Origin of the sequence: Bacteroides sp. 1_1_14 (assembly GCF_000162515.1) — a bacterium.
GTDB classification, from domain to species: Bacteria; Bacteroidota; Bacteroidia; order Bacteroidales; family Bacteroidaceae; genus Bacteroides; species Bacteroides thetaiotaomicron.
The window spans coordinates 314530-331037 of record NZ_GG774709.1 but is presented as its reverse complement, the minus strand read 5'-3'; the positions used below and the strand labels follow the sequence as shown (position 1 = coordinate 331037).

Genomic DNA, 16508 nt, shown 5'->3' with positions numbered 1-16508 from the left:
TTTGCCCGGCTTCCGGTATCTGTGTACTGCATGGGGAGAGGGACTGTCCTTCTTTACCGGGGTTTCCCCTGAAGGTGAAGACGGCCCGGATTCCGATGGTGGACCCGAGGGAACACCATCCACCTGAACTTCCACTATTTTTTTGCGGGTATCCTTGTACCATTTGTGAAAAATGTTATATGGAACATTGTTCCGTAAACAGAATGTCTGGACTGACATTCCGAGAGGCACCGCCTCGGTTTGATACTGAAAGTAGAATCTTTCAAGGTCTTCACTGCTTAGCATAATTCGTAAGTTTTAGTTCGCAGCGAAGATATATATTTCATTTTTGAGCCCTAATTTGAGTGCTTACATTTCTTTGCTTGTATAGAGCCACCATCCCACATTCGCTATCTGTGTCCAGGAATGTGTAAAGGAACCCAAAACCTCTGCCTGTTTATCATATTGGCGTACTATATTATAACATATACGCATTGATTTTATATAGGTATCCGTAAATACTGTAAGAGGTTTTACTCCCATATTTGTCCAGTCTATACAGCCGTCTACCTCATTATGCATAATCCAATGAGCTATGCGCCCGTAGCGATTGTCCGCCGTACAATATCTTTTCGCCAGAAAATCAAATGCTGCCGCATAACAATTTACCGATTCCAGAGTAGTCATATTAGGCATTGTATAAACCCCTCTTTCATAATCCGGATGTTGCAGCAATGCCCCCAAGTCAGGGTCTACGCATTTAGCTGCCGGTTCGACAAGAATGATGGCAGCAACAGCAATATTCCGTTTGGCTGCTTCTAAAAGAGGAACGTCAAGCACAGTCTTGAGGTAACCTTCATCCATATAATAGGTTCTTCCCCCATAAGTATGCGCAATATCTCCCGCTCTTGGCGTCAGATGCATAAACTGAGTGATACAAACATTAATCGTAGCACTACTTATCCCCAACAAAGTAAAATCCGATATATATTGGTTAGGAATAATTCCACCCAACCCTTTCTTTGAAGTCAGTTTGATAGCCGGAAGATTCTGAAACGCATGAATTTCATCCGCTTGATGCGCATGAGAAACCAGTTGGTCTCTTTCTACTCCCTCTTTATAAATAGCCCACTTTGACAAAAGACGGTCATATAATGCTCCATCCCTTTCTACATAACGCTCTAACTTAATTTCAAAAGATGAATCTTCTAACTTCAACTTATAAGGAGCCTTCTTCACATCTATGATATCCAAATAAGGAGGAATCTCACCTAAAAAGAAGTTGCCTTCACCGGTATATTCACCAGTAACGCGAACGGAAGATTCCATTACTGAGACCTGAGAAATTTTACACGAATAGCTTTTTCCCAAATAAGCATTCAGATCTTGTTCGTGTTGAATATCTTCTTCGTCAAAAGGAGATTCAGGTATCTCCTCTTTCTCTTCCTCGTGACAGGAAGAAACAATGAAAGGACAGCAGGACAGAAACAAAAGAATAATAAACGACTCAATATAAGCCTTTCTCATTTTAAAAAAATGACTTTTCAATAGCTCCATAAGTAAACTGTAAAAGGGTTTAGGTTTAATTGTACAAATATAGAGCTATTAATATGAACACATGCAAAATCCTACTTCTTTTTACAATTTTTATACACAGCAAAAAATATTACTACCGAAAAACATCTTAACTGGCAATCATCTATTATCACAAATGAATACTAATCAACCAGCAAAGCTTTCATTGGCTTTCTGTCTCCCATATAATAGACGGAAATACAAAAAGCTTCCCAATCCGCATACCCTCCGAATCGCCAGACATAAGAATCGACCCAACAGGGAAACTCTTCGTATCTGAAAGAAACAACACCGTCTTCTGAGTGGAGATAAGTGGTCACTATATCCTGAAATTGCGCATGAGAACGTTTTGCGCATGGAATGACAAATGCCATATGCAAAACGATCGCACTTGCTGCCACAATTGATACACTTCTACACCAAACCGCATTAAATGAAGTCTGATCACTGATCAGTTTGATTAAAATCACAACAGAAAACAACTCTATTCCAAACAATTGCCGGACATTTCGAAATCCTATAACCAAGCTAAAAACAAGTTCAATTAAGATTACATAAAAATAAAGTTGATTATCATAGAAAAACTTTCTCAGGGTATGATTATTGTTGTTTCTCTTTTCACGAAAAAAAGTATATACCAGCAAAAACAGAAGAACATAAAATGCCCGAAGCTCACCGATTATCAATAAGAAGGTTTCCCAGATGGAAGGATGATCAAACGACGCGCGCCCGCGGGCAGCAGGCGATAAACACAACAACAAGGTCCCAAGCCAAAAGCCGGCAACCAAAGCTATTTCAGGTGATTTAGGCTTCCTCTTATTATATTGTACACAATAAATAATAAACAAAGCCCCGGAAATGCCTATAACCAAAGATTCATGTGTCCAACCAGAAATGACGCCCAGCAAAAAAAGAAGAAAAGCAACTCCCCAATTCACCCTTTCCATTTGCCGCACTTTAGTATAAACAAGCAGAAAAGCCAAACAAAGAACGGCGCTCCAAGTATAATTGAGAGCACCACTCATCAGTAAAAAGAGATCAACCGGGCAAGGCAATAAGAACCATATAAAGAAAACTGCAGCAACCCAGTAACCGAATTTTGTCAGATTTCTTTTTCCGGAAATCCATATAACCAACATATTAAGTAACAGAAAAGCGAATACATTGATTAAATTAAAACAATTCTCCCCCCAAAGTCCGGCAAACGACTGCTCCAGAATATGAGGAATGGTACGCCCATTCACATAAAAATAGTGATTATATTGCGAAAAAATAACATCGGTAAATGATGATATCTTCTGCTCAAATCCTATCGATGCGCCTTCAAAGAAAGACTTAGCTGCCACAGGAGTCAAATAGAATGAATAAAGATAATCATCTCCACATATCGGAGTGTACATATTCATCAGGTAAAATAAACTTCCTATTATCAACAGAAATGCGCCAATACCAATCCGAACCGTTTTTTTACTCATAATCTTAGTTATTGTTTCACACCATTATATTCTCTTGCAATGTAGGTAGGACGATTCTTTGTTTCATTGAAAATACGTCCTATATACTCCCCTATGACTCCCAAGGACAGCAACTGTATCCCACCTAGAAAAAGAATCACGACCATCAGAGTAGGGAAACCCTGTACTACTTCGCCCCATATCAATGTTTTAAACATGATGAAGCACATGTATATGAAAGCAACCAAGGAAACTATAATTCCAGCAAAAGTAGAAATGCGTAAAGGAGCTACAGTAAAGGAGGTCACCCCTTCCACAGCCAAGCTCAGAAGGCTGAAAAAGTTAAACGAAGATGTACCGGCAACACGATCTTCCTGCTCGAATTTGATCTCTTTCTTACGAAATCCAATCCAGCAATACATACCTTTAGTATATCTTTGGCTCTCACGTAACTGTTTTAAAGCGTTTATACAACAACGATCTAACAGTCTGAAATCACCGACATTCGGGAGAATCTCCACACGGGTCGTTTTCTGCAATAACTTATAGAATAACAAGGACAGATATTTACGCATCAAACTCTCCTTGCCTCTGGTTATTCGCTTTGCGTATACATCATCATACCCTTCTTCCCAATATTTCAACATTTCAGGGATTAAGTGAGGAGGATGTTGCAAGTCAGCATCCATAATCACCAGACAATCGCCCGTAGCATAATCGAAACCAGCTAACATTGCTACTTCTTTTCCAAAATTGCGCGACAGGTCGACAAAATTAATTCTCTCATCTTGTGATCTCAAAAATTTAATAACTTCCAATGTTTTATCATGGCTGCCATCATTAACAAACAAAATCTCCCACTCATATTCTGCATAAGAATCCATCATTTCTTTTAGCTTCGAATAGAGCTCCGGAAGAGAGAGTTCCTCGTTGTATGCAGGTATTAAAACACTAACTTTACTCATATTTTTTTAGATTTTAGAACAAAACGAACAAGAAGGAAATTAACCGGTACTACTAATGCAAACACAGGAAGAGGTGCCCATCTCTCGGGAACTCCGATCCATATAAATAGCGACAACAGCCCGATATGCAACAAATAATTGATAAAATGACTGATGCCAAATCCTATTCCTTTCCTAACAGTAGGCTTAGTATTAAAGGTGAATATATTAGACAAGTAAAAATTCAGAATAAAGCTAATAACATAACCAATAGTATATGCAATAGCTGGTAACATCAGTACACATAAAAAGAAATAAATACCATAATGAGTAGCAGTTGCCAGAATACCAACCAATATGAAACGAACAAACTCTCTACGCTTATTAAAAACAGACATCATCCAATACTCTTTTATTGATTTTGATCCAACTACCTACAGAAGACTTATAAAACGGTACAATATTATAAATAATATGTAAGACCAGCAAAGAAAAGTATAACTAAATATACAAAAATAAATAATGTTACTTCTCCATTTGATTAAATCATAGAATGATATCTAAGGTGCAATTTCTCTATTCATCTTCATGAGTTACCACCACACATCACTTTATACATTCAAGAAAAAAGCTCCCTTATTTTGATCACAACATCCATATTCTGCGAATCAAATTTTCGAGCAAACAAATGCTCTGTTTCTAATAAATATTGCAAATCCTCCATTTTCCAAACATAAGGATTCCCCCGTTCCCAATCAATTGCACGAAGTCCGGCATTCAACTGCTCACTACCTGGATAAATATGACTCCGCCTTTCTGAGTTCCACAATATAGATTGAAGAAATATTTCGTCACCACAGCAAACATTTTTAAAACGCCTTAAAATAAAAGACTTTTGAGCTAATATAATTGTTAGCAACTCATGCGTAATACTAACCCAATTGGAACCCTTTTTAAATTCAATTTCTTTAGGTCGGTTATAATGGAAGAAATCCTGCAACTTTAAAAAGTTTATTCGAAGAGATTGTACTTGCTTTTTAAAAATACGAGGTGGAATTTTATAATAACGACAGAACAAATGATATTTAAAAACCTTTCTTTCGAGATCTTTTAAATTAGCCTCACCACAAGAGTAAGGCACAAACTCATACCCCTTATTTTTCTCGAAGAAATGATGGATATAGTCTTGTGACTTTATCGGCAAATCGACTCCTGACAACAAATGATAATAATCATAAGGACCTTTCATACTGGCTGTCTCAAGTAACAACAGTTCAGCCTTTACCACACTAATATCACCCCATCTTACGTCAAGACGTTGCTCAAGTACAAAAAGACGAGCTTTTGCAAGCCGAAATAAATCTTGCTCTAAAGGTCCGAGCACGACTTTCTTATCAATATGCAAATATATATCATTCCTCCCATCATCAAGCATAGAAAGTAGTATCTTCAATATTTGAAATTCATTATGGGCCAGAATTAAAAAAGCATGTCTCATTACCTTTGCATCATTAAATAAGTTCATTATCATGCAAAGATACAACAGATAGAATTCCAATACAACAATAGTTAGATAAATTCCAAACATATATTTTGATAAGTATTGGAATCTATCTATCTTTGTGAAATTTAAGTCTTAAATCATTAAATTGGAGTTGGCACCCAGTTCTTAATGGAGACAAAGACAATAACGTCATTAACCTAAACAACTATTATATAGACCAATAATATCCATAATTACAATGATAGATAAACCTATATATGTGACTTCCCCCCTACTGCCTTCTTTGGAAGATTTTACTTTCTTATTAAAAGAAATATGGGAAAGCAAAATGCTGACAAATAATGGCAACTTCCACCAAAAACTAGAAGAGGAATTAGCTAAGTATCTTAAAGTTCCCTATCTCAGTTTGTTTACGAACGGAACTCTACCTTTAATAACCGCTTTACAAGCAATGAGAATTACCGGTGAAGTGATAACTACTCCCTTTAGCTTTGTAGCAACAACACATTCTCTTTGGTGGAATGGAATCAAACCTGTTTTTGTAGACATTGAGCCAGAAACCTGTAATCTGGATCCTAGTAAAATAGAAGCGGCCATTACCCCCAGGACTACAGCTATCATGCCTGTACACGTTTACGGGAAGCCTTGTAAAACGAAAGAGATTCAAGAAATAGCCAATAAATATGGATTAAAAGTCATATATGATGCCGCTCATGCTTTTGGAGTAGAAATAAACGGGGAAAGCATTTTAAACTTTGGAGATATGGCTACTCTGAGTTTTCATGCAACGAAAGTTTACAATACTTTGGAAGGTGGAGCATTAGTCGTTCATGACGAGCAGACTAAAAAGCGCATCGACTATCTAAAAAACTTTGGTTTTGCCAGTGAAACTGAAGTTGTAGCCCCCGGTATTAATAGTAAAGTAGATGAGGTACGCGCTGCATACGGATTACTTAACCTTAAGCAAGTAGATCATGCAATCAATTCCCGTCGCAAAGTAGCCATAAGATATAGAGATGAACTTCAAGGTGTTAAAGGGATAACCTTTTTCAATGATATACCAGGAGTACGCCACAATTATTCTTATTTCCCAATTTTCATAAATGCTGAAGAATATGGAATGACGCGTGATGAACTTTATTTTAAGATGAAGGAACATAATGTATTCGGACGCCGTTATTTCTATCCGCTAATCAGTACATTCTCAACATATCGCGGATTAGATTCTGCTAACCCTGACAATCTGCCAATAGCAACCCAAATGTCCAATAACGTCATCTGCTTGCCAATGCACCATGCTTTAAGTGAAAATGAAGTCGAGTATATCCTCCAAATTATAAAGAAATAGTATGATACAATTATCAGAAATAACAAACTCTATATCCCCTTCCTTAACAAGGCGTCTATTTAACTTGGCCCAAAAATATGACAATGTTATAGACTTCACATTGGGAGATCCGGATATACATCCACACGATAAAATAAAAGAAGCTGGCTGTAAAGCGATACTGGAAGGTCGTACAAGATACTCCCCTAATGCCGGATTATTAGAATTAAGAGAAATAATATCTTCCAAATACAAGTTACAATATAATATAAAATACAACCCGACAAATGAGATTATGGTTACAGTTGGGGGAATGGAAGGATTATATTTAACCCTGCTAGCCATTCTAAACAGAGGGGATGAAGTCATTATACCAGCTCCATATTGGATAAACTATGTACAGATGGTATGTATGTGTAGTGGAGAGCCCATTATCACAGCTCCTGTCAGCACCAATGACTTATCGATATCTATAGAAAATATAAGGAAGGCAATCACTCCTAAAACAAAAGCTATTATTTTAAATACGCCCAGCAACCCTTCCGGGCGGATAATTTCTGATGACTCCATCCAACAAATAGCACAGATAGCTATTGAGAATGATTTGATAGTAATAACAGATGAGGTATACAAAACCCTACTTTATGATAATGCTCATTTCAAAAGTATTGTTACATGCGACAAGATGAAGGAACGCACTGTTGTTATCAATAGTTTATCAAAAGAATTCTGTATGACCGGATGGCGTTTGGGTTATGTAGCTGCACCTTCAGAATTAATATCAGTCATGACAATGTTTCAAGAGAACATAGCTGCTTGTGCTCCATTGCCGTCTCAGTATGCAGCAATAGAAGCACTAAGAAATTCGGAGAAATATTCGGCTGGTATGATTGAGGAATTCACTCTCCGCCGAAATGTTTTATTGGAAGAAGTTGCCAAAATCAAAACAATAACAGTCGATGCGCCACAAGGAACCTTTTATGCAATGTTAAATATAAAATCTACCGGATTAAAATCTGAGGAGTTCGCATATGCCCTTTTAGAGAAAGAACAGGTAGCAGTGGTTCCTGGAATAACTTACGGTGATTGTTGCGAGGATTTTATCCGGATTGCTTTTACATTAGATATATATAAAATTAAAGAAGGAATTCAAAGACTTAAGCGATTTGTCGAAAGTTTATAAGATGAAAAAAGTTTTAATGCTAGGAGGCTCTTTATATCAGGTCTATGCGATTAAAGAAGCTGTAAAAATGGGATATTATGTAATCACCTGCGATTACTTGCCGAATAACCCAGGACATCAGTATGCCCACGAATATTATAATGTCAGCACAACAGATAAGGAGGCTATTTACGAGTTAGCCAAAAGACTTCAAGTAGATGGCGTCGTTGCATATGCTTCAGATCCCGCAGCTCCTACAGCTGCTTATGTTTGTGAGAAACTAGGATTGCCTACCAGCCCCTATACTTCTGTAGAAATTCTTTCTCAGAAAGACTTATTCAGACGATATCTGGCTGAACATAATTTCAATGTTCCCAAATACGTCGGATGTACTTCATACACGGAGGCTTTGGAAGAAATCAAGAATTTAACCCTTCCTGTTATGATAAAGCCTGTCGATTCATCAGGAAGTAAAGGCATCAATAAACTGACTAACGTAGATCAACTAAAAGACTTTATAGAAGATGCCCTCTCATATTCCCGTGAAAAACGCATTATTATTGAGGAATTCATAGAGAAGGACGGATATCAGATATCAGGAGATGCCTTTTCCGTAGACGGAATTTTAAAATTCCACTGTTTTGGAAACGAATACTACAGTTCTTCAGTTGTCAAAGATTTCGCCCCACTTGGTGAATGCTGGCCTTTCCAAATGAAACCTGAAATTATAACAGAGCTAGAAAAGGACATACAGCGTCTGATTTCTGAACTAAAAATGGGGACAACCGCATATAATGTCGAGGCTATTCTTGGCAAAAACGGGAAATTGTATATACTGGAGTTAGGTGCCAGAAGCGGTGGCAGTTTAATACCTCAGATTACGGAACTGGCAACAGGAGTCAACATGGTTAAATATGTGATAAAAGCAGCTTTGGGAGAAGATTGCTCTGAAATAGAGATGTCACCTGCACGAGGATATTGGTCTAATTATATGTTACATAGCAAACAGACCGGACGGTTTAAAGAAATATCATTTGATGAAAACTTTGCAAGAAACAATCTGGTAGATTGTGTAACAGAACTGAAAAGTGGAGACAATGTTCATGCTTTCCGCGATGCTGGCGATGCATTGGGAACACTTATCCTCAAATATTCTTCGAAAGAAGAAATGTTTAATGTTATAGAAAACATGGACCAGTTTGTACATATTATTATTGATTAAAATATGAGTATAACAATCCATACAGAACCTCTAGCATATACCGAATTCAGAGATTTTATCATATCCTCTGCAAACTGGTTTGTTCCTTCTCTGTTACAGATGCCTAACCTGGATGAATGGATATTGAAAATGTACCATAACGGCTCTATGTACTATACTATTTCAGAATCTAACATTATATCCTTAATTGTTGGCTATTACAATAGAGAAGAGAGATTTTTATATATACCCTATGTCTGTGTAAACCCCAACCATCAAGGTCATGGGATCTCTCAAAAAACAATAAATTATATCATAGAACATCTTTCTACGGACATTCAGGAGATATTGCTCGAAGTTAGAAAAGACAATAACAATGCACTTCATGCATATCATAAAATGGGATTTTATGAGGCTGAGGATAGGGATGAAAAGTATTTAATGAAGAAAGAGGTACACAAAAGTTAATATTGAATGAAAGATATAGCAAATACTCCATTAGTAAGTATAATTTGTAGCACATATAATCATGGATTATATATATCCCAGTGTCTAGACGGTTTTCTAATGCAAAAGACAAATTTTCCATTTGAAATTCTAATCCATGATGATGCATCCACTGATAATACTCCTGATATCATTCGCGAGTACGAGCATAATCACCCTCAAGTCATAAGACCCATATATCAGAAAGAAAACAAATACTCAAAGAAAGAAGATATCTTTGCCAAATACCAATGCTCACGAGTCAGAGGAAAGTATATTGCAATATGCGAAGGAGACGATTATTGGATTGACCCATTAAAACTTCAGAAACAAATCGATTTTCTAGAAAACAATCCTGATTACGGCATGATATATACTACCAGCAAGGTATATAACCAAAAGGAAGGCAAAATAGAAGAAGATATTATTGGACGGAAATTTAATGGTTATATAGAGTTATTATCCGGAAATTGTATTCCAACCCTTACATCTTGCATACGCAGTGCCTTAGTAATGGAGTACTTGAAAGAAGTGGAACCCAAGAGCAAAAACTGGCTAATGGGAGACTATCCTATGTGGCTATGGATATCATATTATCACAAAATAAAGTTTCTTCCAGAAAGCACTACGGTATACCGTGTCTTAGAAGAGTCAGCAAGTCATTCTAATGATATACAGAAATATGAAAGATTCATATTATCGACCATTGATATAACTGCATTTTATATCCATAAATTTAAGACTCCGTTAACAGAGCCATACTTACGATCCCTAAGTTGCTTTTATTATGATCTATACGATAAGTATATGTGTCTGGGCATGTATAAAAAGTCCAGACACTATTCAAAACTCATTAATCCTAGTTATGTATCCGCACGTATGCGGAGAAGAGTCCGCCGATTCCATCTCAGATTCATTCAGATAAGATTAGCAAAATGGTTCGATATAAAAGGAAAAGAAAGGAAGTAAAAGGGAAAAAACTATCTAGTGAGAGATTAAGTAAATATCCCTTTTTCTATTCACGAATCTCCACCTTTTTTAAACAGGAAATGAGTCAAGTAGTACAAATGCCAATGATAAGCTATTTTTCTTACCCTCCTGCGATATTTCAATTCATATGTATCTTCAGGCAATGCAGCTATCTCTTTCATTTTCTGCCTCATATCCTTAACAGGTTCTTTGAATTCTCTCAAATTCACCTTCAAAAGTATCTCCTTAAATATTGTAAGACAAGTCCCAATCAATCTAGTCCTAATTTTAAAAAGATCTTCTTCTTCAAATAGAGAGTATTTCTCCATGAACCTCATGCGGCCATATTCTGCCAAAAAATAATGATAAAGATTCATAGGAGACATTGTATGACAGATACTCGTTTGTCGCTCTACATAATGATAAAAAGGGCTATCTACCCACACTACTTTGTTACATAGAGCAACCCATTCATACATTACAAGCCTGTCTTCATAATTTTTCCCCTCTGGGAATTGTAATGATGTCAGAAAATCACTTTTATAAAGCTTTGTACAAGCAGAACAACTAACTTTTTCCATCATCATATCTTGTAATACATTCTTTGGATCTCGAATAACAATATCTCCAGAATTCCGGTAAGGAGACTCATTTGGTTTAAATTCATATTCAAGAAGAAAATTACAATATGCAATTTCCGCATCACTTTGTACCATTGCATCTAACATTTTCTCAAACATTGCAGGTTCAACGTAGTCGTCACTGTCAACAAAACCAATGTAAGGAGCAGAAGCTATACGCATGCCAGCATTACGGGCAATAGAGAGTCCAGCTATAGAAAGATGAAGCACTTTAATACGTTTGTCAGTTTTCGCATATTCATCACATATCTCAGAAGAACCATCAACAGATAAATTATCAACCAAGATTATTTCAACCTGCTGTAATGTCTGACTACGTAATGATTCAATACATTTATGCAAATAATCAGCGGTATTATGAACAGGCACTATTATGCTAACCAAACACTTATTCTCCACTATTTATCTTTTTAAGTTTAAAATGTATCCAATAATAAATAGGCCAAAAATAAACAATCTTTCTCAGCCGTTTATAACATTTAATATCAAGTTCCTTTTTAGACAGAGGAATTAATTTCTTCAAATTATTCTTCATATCAACAACATAGGCACGACTTTCGCTAACAGGAAAAGAACGCATCTCTTTAAAAGTCCTTAAGCAGCTCTTAACAAGGGATGTTTTCATATTATATTGTTCTTCCGTATCGAACAATAGATTATTATTAATAAACTCCAAGCGGCAAAATTGTGCTAAAAAGAAATGATAACGTTGTAATGGTGAAATAACATGGCAAATACTAGAGCTTCTTTTTACATAATGATAAAATGCCTTATCAATCCACACTACTTTTTCAGACTCTAATATCCACTGATGCAAGATAAGACGATCCTCATACATATTATGTGTAGGAAATTTTAACGAAGAAAAAAGTGTCTTCTTAAAGAGTTTCGTACAACAAGAACTATTCAATCGATCACACATCATATCATACACCACCTCCTTCGAAGATCTTTCACAGACCATACCACTATTAGGTTCAAAAGAGTCTATATGCCCGTCGTCATGTTCAATCTGAAAATTGGAATATACCAAATCAACACCATATGAACTAATTGCAGCAAGCAATTCCTCATACATATTGACGTCAATATAATCATCACTGTCTATAAACCCTATATATGGAGCAGAAGCCACATCAATGCCAGCATTACGAGCTACAGATGCATTAGCTACCGAAAGATGGATTACTTTTACCCGAGTATCCATACTTGCATATTCATCACATACCTCAGAAGATCCATCAGTTGATAAATTATCTACCAGAATTATCTCTATATTTTCTAAAGATTGATTTCGTATAGATTCAATACATTTTCGCAAATAATTAACTGTATTATGTACAGGTACAATCACACTTATCAAATAATTATTCTCCATGCATGCTCTCCATTAATAAACTTACGCACAAAGATAGAGAATATAGTATTATCAGTAAAATAAAAACCAGATTTTAAGTTCCCAGGTTATCATTAATAATCGTATCTTTGCCGGAAAGCTTATTATATTAATATGAGTAAGGAAAATATAGCATTTGTTGTTGTACGTTACGGATTAAATATCAATGGAGGAGCAGAGTATCATTGTAGAATGCTAGCCGAAAGACTCACCAATGATTATAACGTTGAAGTTCTAACTACTTGTGTAGATAATTATAGAACTGGAGAAAATCTTAAGTTTAAGGAAAAAGAGATTATCAATAAAGTCATTGTTCGCCGTTTTAAAACTAATCCCACTCATCCTGAACTTGAAAACTTTTATAAAAAGAAAGCTAAACCGGCTTATAAATTAAGACGTTTTTTATACAAATGTCACTTTCTAGCTATTGCTTCTTACTTTTTCCCTGTTTGGCATTTCAAAGAAAAAGAAGAACTAGAAGCACTCGGTAGCCAAGTTTTCCATTCTCCGACTCTCTTCAATTTCATAAAAGAAAATAAAAATAATTACAAAGCAATCATCCCTATTACAATAGATTATTCTCATGTATATTACACAACTTTATATGCACCAGAAAAGACTATTGTAATCCCTACAATGCATTATCACAAAACTGCATTTCGTTCAACTTTGACACAAGTCTTTACAAAGGCAGCCTACATCGCTTTCAACACAACAGCAGAACAAAAACTAGCAAGGAAAATATTTGGTATGCACATGGCACCCCACAGTATTGTAAGCGTAGGGATAGAGCTAAGTGCTCCATCAGACTGGGCAGTGACCCAAGAAAAGTATAATCTTCCTGATGAATATATGCTCTATGTAGGGAGAGTAGACCAAGGCAAACTTAACAATGTGTATACTTATTTCCTCAACTATAAAAAGGTATATCCTAATTCTGATTTAAAGTTTGTTCTTGTAGGCAAACAATATAGTGATCCTTTTAATCATCCGGATATTATATATACTAATTTTGTTGAAGAACAAGAAAAAACATCAATCATTCAACATGCAAAGATTGTAATCAACCCATCACTGTATGAAAGCCTATCACTTATATTACTGGAAGCAATGGCTTTAAAAAAAGCGATGCTGGTCAATGGCAATTGTAATGTATTGAAAGAACATTGCCATAAAAGTAATAATGCTGCTTTATACTACACTAATGAAAAAAGTTTCATTGATAAGCTTCATATGCTAGATTCTTCTACCAATCTTAGATTAGAGATGGGAGAAAAAGGATATTCTTATGTTAACAGTAATTACGACTGGAACATAATAATGAATAAACTAAAGCATGTTATCGAAAATATATAAAGATTTAGATACTCTTGAGAGCTTGCTTTAAGCGCCCCATAATCAAAGTCCAATCATAGTTCGATTTCACATAAAATACACCTTTCTCTCCCATCTCCTCTCTCAAATCTTCCGATTGTTCAATCCGTCGAAGTGCCTGATTAAACCCGCGATTATTCATGTAATAAAAAGAAGCAAAATCACTTTTTAAACAATGTTCTTTCAAGACCTTACAATGTCCGTTTACAAGCATTGGCCTCTTTTGACTCATAGCCTCTAAAAGTATTAAAGAAAGGCTTTCATAACGAGAAGGATTTACTACAATTTCGGCATGCTGTAGAATTGACATTTTCTCTTCATCACTGACAAAGCCTGTGTATATAACATCAGGATGCTCAAATCGCTCCATAGCCAGCCCACCTACCAATACTAATCTTAATGTTGAATCTGAATATTTCTTCTTATAATTCACAAAATATGTAAGTAAACGATGAATCTTTTTAGGAGTAATACGACCAATATATAACAAATATTTCTCTGGTAATTGAAACTTCTCTTTTGTCATCGCCCAATCTGCGGATAAAGACTCCTCTATTCCTACACTCAATATCCCATGAGCCCCCAAAGCCTTACCCAAAATATTTTCAGCAAGCCTCTGTTCCTCTCCGGTATTAAAACCAACATAAGCTATATTTGAAAAAGCAGATGTTAATACAGAACGGAAAGAAATACCCATATTATGCATTGTAGGAATAGCTATTGTTTTTCTACCTGCATACAATGCAGTGTAATAAAAGGTGACATAATCAGAAGACATTGCTATAAATGCTTTATATTCATCTATATGATCACGAATATAATCATTCAATGTGGACGAATAGAATTTATCACTCTTCATCGCCTGCACTTCATCATCATTCTTGTAGGTCCATACAGGAATCAAATAAGACAAGTATTTCAAGATTCCTAATTTAAAAAGGAACTGGCGTAGTTTTCTTGCTGGTTTAGCCTTCTTTGCGAAATAGCGTTCCTTTTCACGCTGAACAGGATTCGTCCTAAAACGACGAATCACCACTCCATTCCATTCTTCCTCACCTTCCGGATATATATTTTCGCCTGTCGCAACATCTCTGACACAGGTAGTAAGTACTTCCACCTCATAATCAGATACTAACCGTTCTGCTAACATCTGACAATGATATTCAGCCCCGCCATTTATATTTTTGCCATATCTGACAACAACAAAAGCAACTTTCTCTTTCTTCATAGCTTCCCTTAATACAACATTCTACTTATGAGAGCATCTGAATCACATTTTTCATCCGTCCTATAATCATCTCCCAATTATAATTCTCCTGAACATAGTGACGCCCTTTCTCTCCCATCTGTTGACGTAATGTTTCTGAGTTCTCAAGGTGATGTAATTTTCGCATAAAATCTCTACGATTCATATAATACAAAGCTGCATAATTGCTCTTTTCACAATGTTCTCTCAACACATTACACCTGCCATTGACCAACATCGCCTTACCTTCGCTCATCGTTTCAAGTAAAATAAGTGATAAACTTTCATATCTGGAAGGGTTCACAATTACTTTAGCATTCAACTGAATCGCTACTTTCTCCGCATCATCAACAAAACCTGTGTAAATTATATCCGGATGTTCGACTGTCTTTCCAAAAATGCCTCCGACTAAAACTAGCTTTAATCGAGAACCTGTATATTTCTTTTTATAGCTTAAAAAGTAATCAACTATATTATTCAACTTTATAGCATCAATTCTTCCTACATACAATAGATAATCTTCCGGCAAATTATATTTTACCTTTGTTCGCTCCCAATCAGCAGCTTTTGTCTTCTCTATACCTACACTTATAATGCCGTGAGTAGCCAAAGGCTTTCCAACTATATTCTCTACCAATTTCTGTTCTGCTTCTATATTAAATCCAATATAGGCAACCTCAGAGAAAACAGAAGTAATAATAGAACGAAAGGATGAACCGTTATTATGCATAGTAGGAATCAGAATCGTCTTCTCCGGTGCATATAGTGCAGTATAATAAGTATGAGGGAAAAAGGAAAGTGGGATGAATGCTCTATAAGAAGCTTTATTCTCTCTTATAAAAGCATACATTGAAGATGAATAAAAAACCTGACTATTCAAGGCCTTTATTTCTTCTTGTTCTTTATAATGCCAAATCGGTTTCACATAAGACAAAGGCTTCAAAAGACGACATCTGTACAAGAAGTGCCTCCACTTCTTTGCCGGAGCCGCCTGCCTGACATAGCTCTTATGTAAGTCCGGTTCAACAGGATCTGAATAGAATCGACGTACCAAAACTCCATTCAGGATTTCTTCTCCTTCAGGATATTCATTATCACCGGTAACATAATTCTTGACACACGTAGTCAATACTTCAACATCATAATCGTTAACCAGCCTTTCGGCCAGCATACGACAATGATATTCAGCACCTCCGTTTATATCTTTTCCATAACGAACTACTATAAAAGCTATCTTTTCCTTAGTCATT

Annotated in this window: 16 protein-coding genes; 6 read left to right on the top strand and 10 right to left on the bottom strand. The window is 36.0% G+C overall.

Annotated features, from left to right (window positions below):
- The 6 genes from HMPREF9007_RS27840 to HMPREF9007_RS05490 form a co-directional block, all read right to left on the bottom strand.
- Positions 1–285, bottom strand: a 285-nt coding sequence (locus tag HMPREF9007_RS27840) for a hypothetical protein (protein WP_008762986.1), incomplete at its 3' end; no start/stop codon positions are given.
- Between the two features lie 63 nt (positions 286–348).
- Positions 349–1506, bottom strand: coding sequence for a DUF5722 domain-containing protein (locus HMPREF9007_RS05470; RefSeq protein WP_032850644.1), 1158 nt, complete (start codon positions 1504–1506; stop codon positions 349–351).
- 191 nt (positions 1507–1697) lie between these two features.
- The gene (locus HMPREF9007_RS05475) at positions 1698–3029 is read right to left on the bottom strand and encodes a DUF6056 family protein (protein WP_008762984.1); all 1332 of its coding nucleotides are present in this window, start codon (positions 3027–3029) and stop codon (positions 1698–1700) included.
- 8 nt (positions 3030–3037) lie between these two features.
- The gene (locus HMPREF9007_RS05480; RefSeq protein WP_008762983.1) at positions 3038–3973 is read right to left on the bottom strand and encodes a glycosyltransferase family 2 protein; all 936 of its coding nucleotides are present in this window, start codon (positions 3971–3973) and stop codon (positions 3038–3040) included.
- Complete coding sequence (locus tag HMPREF9007_RS05485) at positions 3970–4350, bottom strand: GtrA family protein (protein WP_008762982.1); 381 nt, start codon at positions 4348–4350, stop codon at positions 3970–3972. The genes HMPREF9007_RS05480 and HMPREF9007_RS05485 overlap by 4 nt, the downstream gene beginning before the upstream one ends.
- A gap of 221 nt (positions 4351–4571) precedes the next feature.
- Positions 4572–5477: a beta-1,6-N-acetylglucosaminyltransferase gene (locus tag HMPREF9007_RS05490; protein WP_008762981.1), complete on the bottom strand. Its 906-nt coding sequence runs from the start codon at positions 5475–5477 to the stop codon at positions 4572–4574.
- A 217-nt stretch (positions 5478–5694) separates the two neighbouring features.
- Between HMPREF9007_RS05490 and HMPREF9007_RS05495 the strand changes: the two genes are divergently transcribed.
- The 5 genes from HMPREF9007_RS05495 to HMPREF9007_RS05515 are packed head-to-tail and all read left to right on the top strand — an operon-like array spanning position 5695 to position 10601.
- Positions 5695–6804: a DegT/DnrJ/EryC1/StrS family aminotransferase gene (locus tag HMPREF9007_RS05495; RefSeq protein WP_008762980.1), complete on the top strand. Its 1110-nt coding sequence runs from the start codon at positions 5695–5697 to the stop codon at positions 6802–6804.
- 1 nt (position 6805) lies between these two features.
- The gene (locus HMPREF9007_RS05500; protein ID WP_008762979.1) at positions 6806–7966 is read left to right on the top strand and encodes a pyridoxal phosphate-dependent aminotransferase; all 1161 of its coding nucleotides are present in this window, start codon (positions 6806–6808) and stop codon (positions 7964–7966) included.
- Between the two features lies 1 nt (position 7967).
- A complete protein-coding gene (locus HMPREF9007_RS05505) occupies positions 7968–9167 on the top strand; it encodes an ATP-grasp domain-containing protein (RefSeq protein WP_008762978.1) in 1200 nt (399 codons plus the stop codon).
- Between the two features lie 3 nt (positions 9168–9170).
- Positions 9171–9614 (top strand): GNAT family N-acetyltransferase, encoded by a 444-nt coding sequence (locus HMPREF9007_RS05510; protein WP_008762977.1) that lies wholly within the window; start codon positions 9171–9173, stop codon positions 9612–9614.
- Positions 9615–9620: 6 nt separating this feature from the next.
- A complete protein-coding gene (locus HMPREF9007_RS05515; RefSeq protein ID WP_008762976.1) occupies positions 9621–10601 on the top strand; it encodes a glycosyltransferase in 981 nt (326 codons plus the stop codon).
- A 50-nt stretch (positions 10602–10651) separates the two neighbouring features.
- Here the strand turns inward: HMPREF9007_RS05515 and HMPREF9007_RS05520 are convergent, their stop codons facing one another.
- Together HMPREF9007_RS05520 and HMPREF9007_RS05525 are read right to left on the bottom strand one after the other, a co-directional pair.
- Positions 10652–11641, bottom strand: a complete 990-nt coding sequence (locus HMPREF9007_RS05520) for a glycosyltransferase family 2 protein (RefSeq protein ID WP_008762975.1) — start codon at positions 11639–11641, stop codon at positions 10652–10654.
- On the bottom strand, positions 11631–12620 hold the full coding sequence (locus HMPREF9007_RS05525) for a glycosyltransferase family 2 protein (protein ID WP_008762974.1): 990 nt from the start codon (positions 12618–12620) through the stop codon (positions 11631–11633). Before HMPREF9007_RS05525 ends, HMPREF9007_RS05520 begins: the two co-directional genes overlap by 11 nt.
- 132 nt (positions 12621–12752) lie before the next feature.
- On the opposite strand from HMPREF9007_RS05525, the gene HMPREF9007_RS05530 reads away from it, so the two are divergent.
- Positions 12753–13994 carry a glycosyltransferase gene (locus HMPREF9007_RS05530; RefSeq protein WP_008762973.1) on the top strand — a complete coding sequence of 414 codons (1242 nt, stop codon included), beginning with the start codon at positions 12753–12755 and terminating at the stop codon, positions 13992–13994.
- Between the two features lie 4 nt (positions 13995–13998).
- Here HMPREF9007_RS05530 and HMPREF9007_RS05535 read toward each other — a convergent pair whose 3' ends face one another.
- Both HMPREF9007_RS05535 and HMPREF9007_RS05540 read right to left on the bottom strand, forming a co-directional pair.
- Complete coding sequence (locus HMPREF9007_RS05535; protein ID WP_032850630.1) at positions 13999–15240, bottom strand: glycosyltransferase family 4 protein; 1242 nt, start codon at positions 15238–15240, stop codon at positions 13999–14001.
- A gap of 25 nt (positions 15241–15265) precedes the next feature.
- Positions 15266–16507 carry a glycosyltransferase family 4 protein gene (locus tag HMPREF9007_RS05540; RefSeq protein ID WP_032850629.1) on the bottom strand — a complete coding sequence of 414 codons (1242 nt, stop codon included), beginning with the start codon at positions 16505–16507 and terminating at the stop codon, positions 15266–15268.
- Position 16508 lies beyond the last annotated feature (1 nt).

Bases quoted from the DNA above. Each gene is read 5' to 3' on its own strand.
- HMPREF9007_RS05470 (WP_032850644.1), bottom strand. From the start codon at position 1,506: ATGAGAAAGGCTTATATTGAGTCGTTTATTATTCTTTTGTTTCTGTCC.
- HMPREF9007_RS05485 (WP_008762982.1), bottom strand. From the start codon at position 4,350: ATGTCTGTTTTTAATAAGCGTAGAGAGTTTGTTCGTTTCATATTGGTT.
- HMPREF9007_RS05510 (WP_008762977.1), top strand. From the start codon at position 9,171: ATGAGTATAACAATCCATACAGAACCTCTAGCATATACCGAATTCAGA.
- HMPREF9007_RS05540 (WP_032850629.1), bottom strand. From the start codon at position 16,507: ATGACTAAGGAAAAGATAGCTTTTATAGTAGTTCGTTATGGAAAAGAT.
- HMPREF9007_RS05515 (WP_008762976.1), top strand. From the start codon at position 9,621: ATGAAAGATATAGCAAATACTCCATTAGTAAGTATAATTTGTAGCACA.
- HMPREF9007_RS05495 (WP_008762980.1), top strand. From the start codon at position 5,695: ATGATAGATAAACCTATATATGTGACTTCCCCCCTACTGCCTTCTTTG.
- HMPREF9007_RS05475 (WP_008762984.1), bottom strand. From the start codon at position 3,029: ATGAGTAAAAAAACGGTTCGGATTGGTATTGGCGCATTTCTGTTGATA.
- HMPREF9007_RS05480 (WP_008762983.1), bottom strand. From the start codon at position 3,973: ATGAGTAAAGTTAGTGTTTTAATACCTGCATACAACGAGGAACTCTCT.
- HMPREF9007_RS05490 (WP_008762981.1), bottom strand. From the start codon at position 5,477: ATGAACTTATTTAATGATGCAAAGGTAATGAGACATGCTTTTTTAATT.
- HMPREF9007_RS05530 (WP_008762973.1), top strand. From the start codon at position 12,753: ATGAGTAAGGAAAATATAGCATTTGTTGTTGTACGTTACGGATTAAAT.
- HMPREF9007_RS05505 (WP_008762978.1), top strand. From the start codon at position 7,968: ATGAAAAAAGTTTTAATGCTAGGAGGCTCTTTATATCAGGTCTATGCG.
- HMPREF9007_RS05525 (WP_008762974.1), bottom strand. From the start codon at position 12,620: ATGGAGAATAATTATTTGATAAGTGTGATTGTACCTGTACATAATACA.
- HMPREF9007_RS05500 (WP_008762979.1), top strand. From the start codon at position 6,806: ATGATACAATTATCAGAAATAACAAACTCTATATCCCCTTCCTTAACA.
- HMPREF9007_RS05535 (WP_032850630.1), bottom strand. From the start codon at position 15,240: ATGAAGAAAGAGAAAGTTGCTTTTGTTGTTGTCAGATATGGCAAAAAT.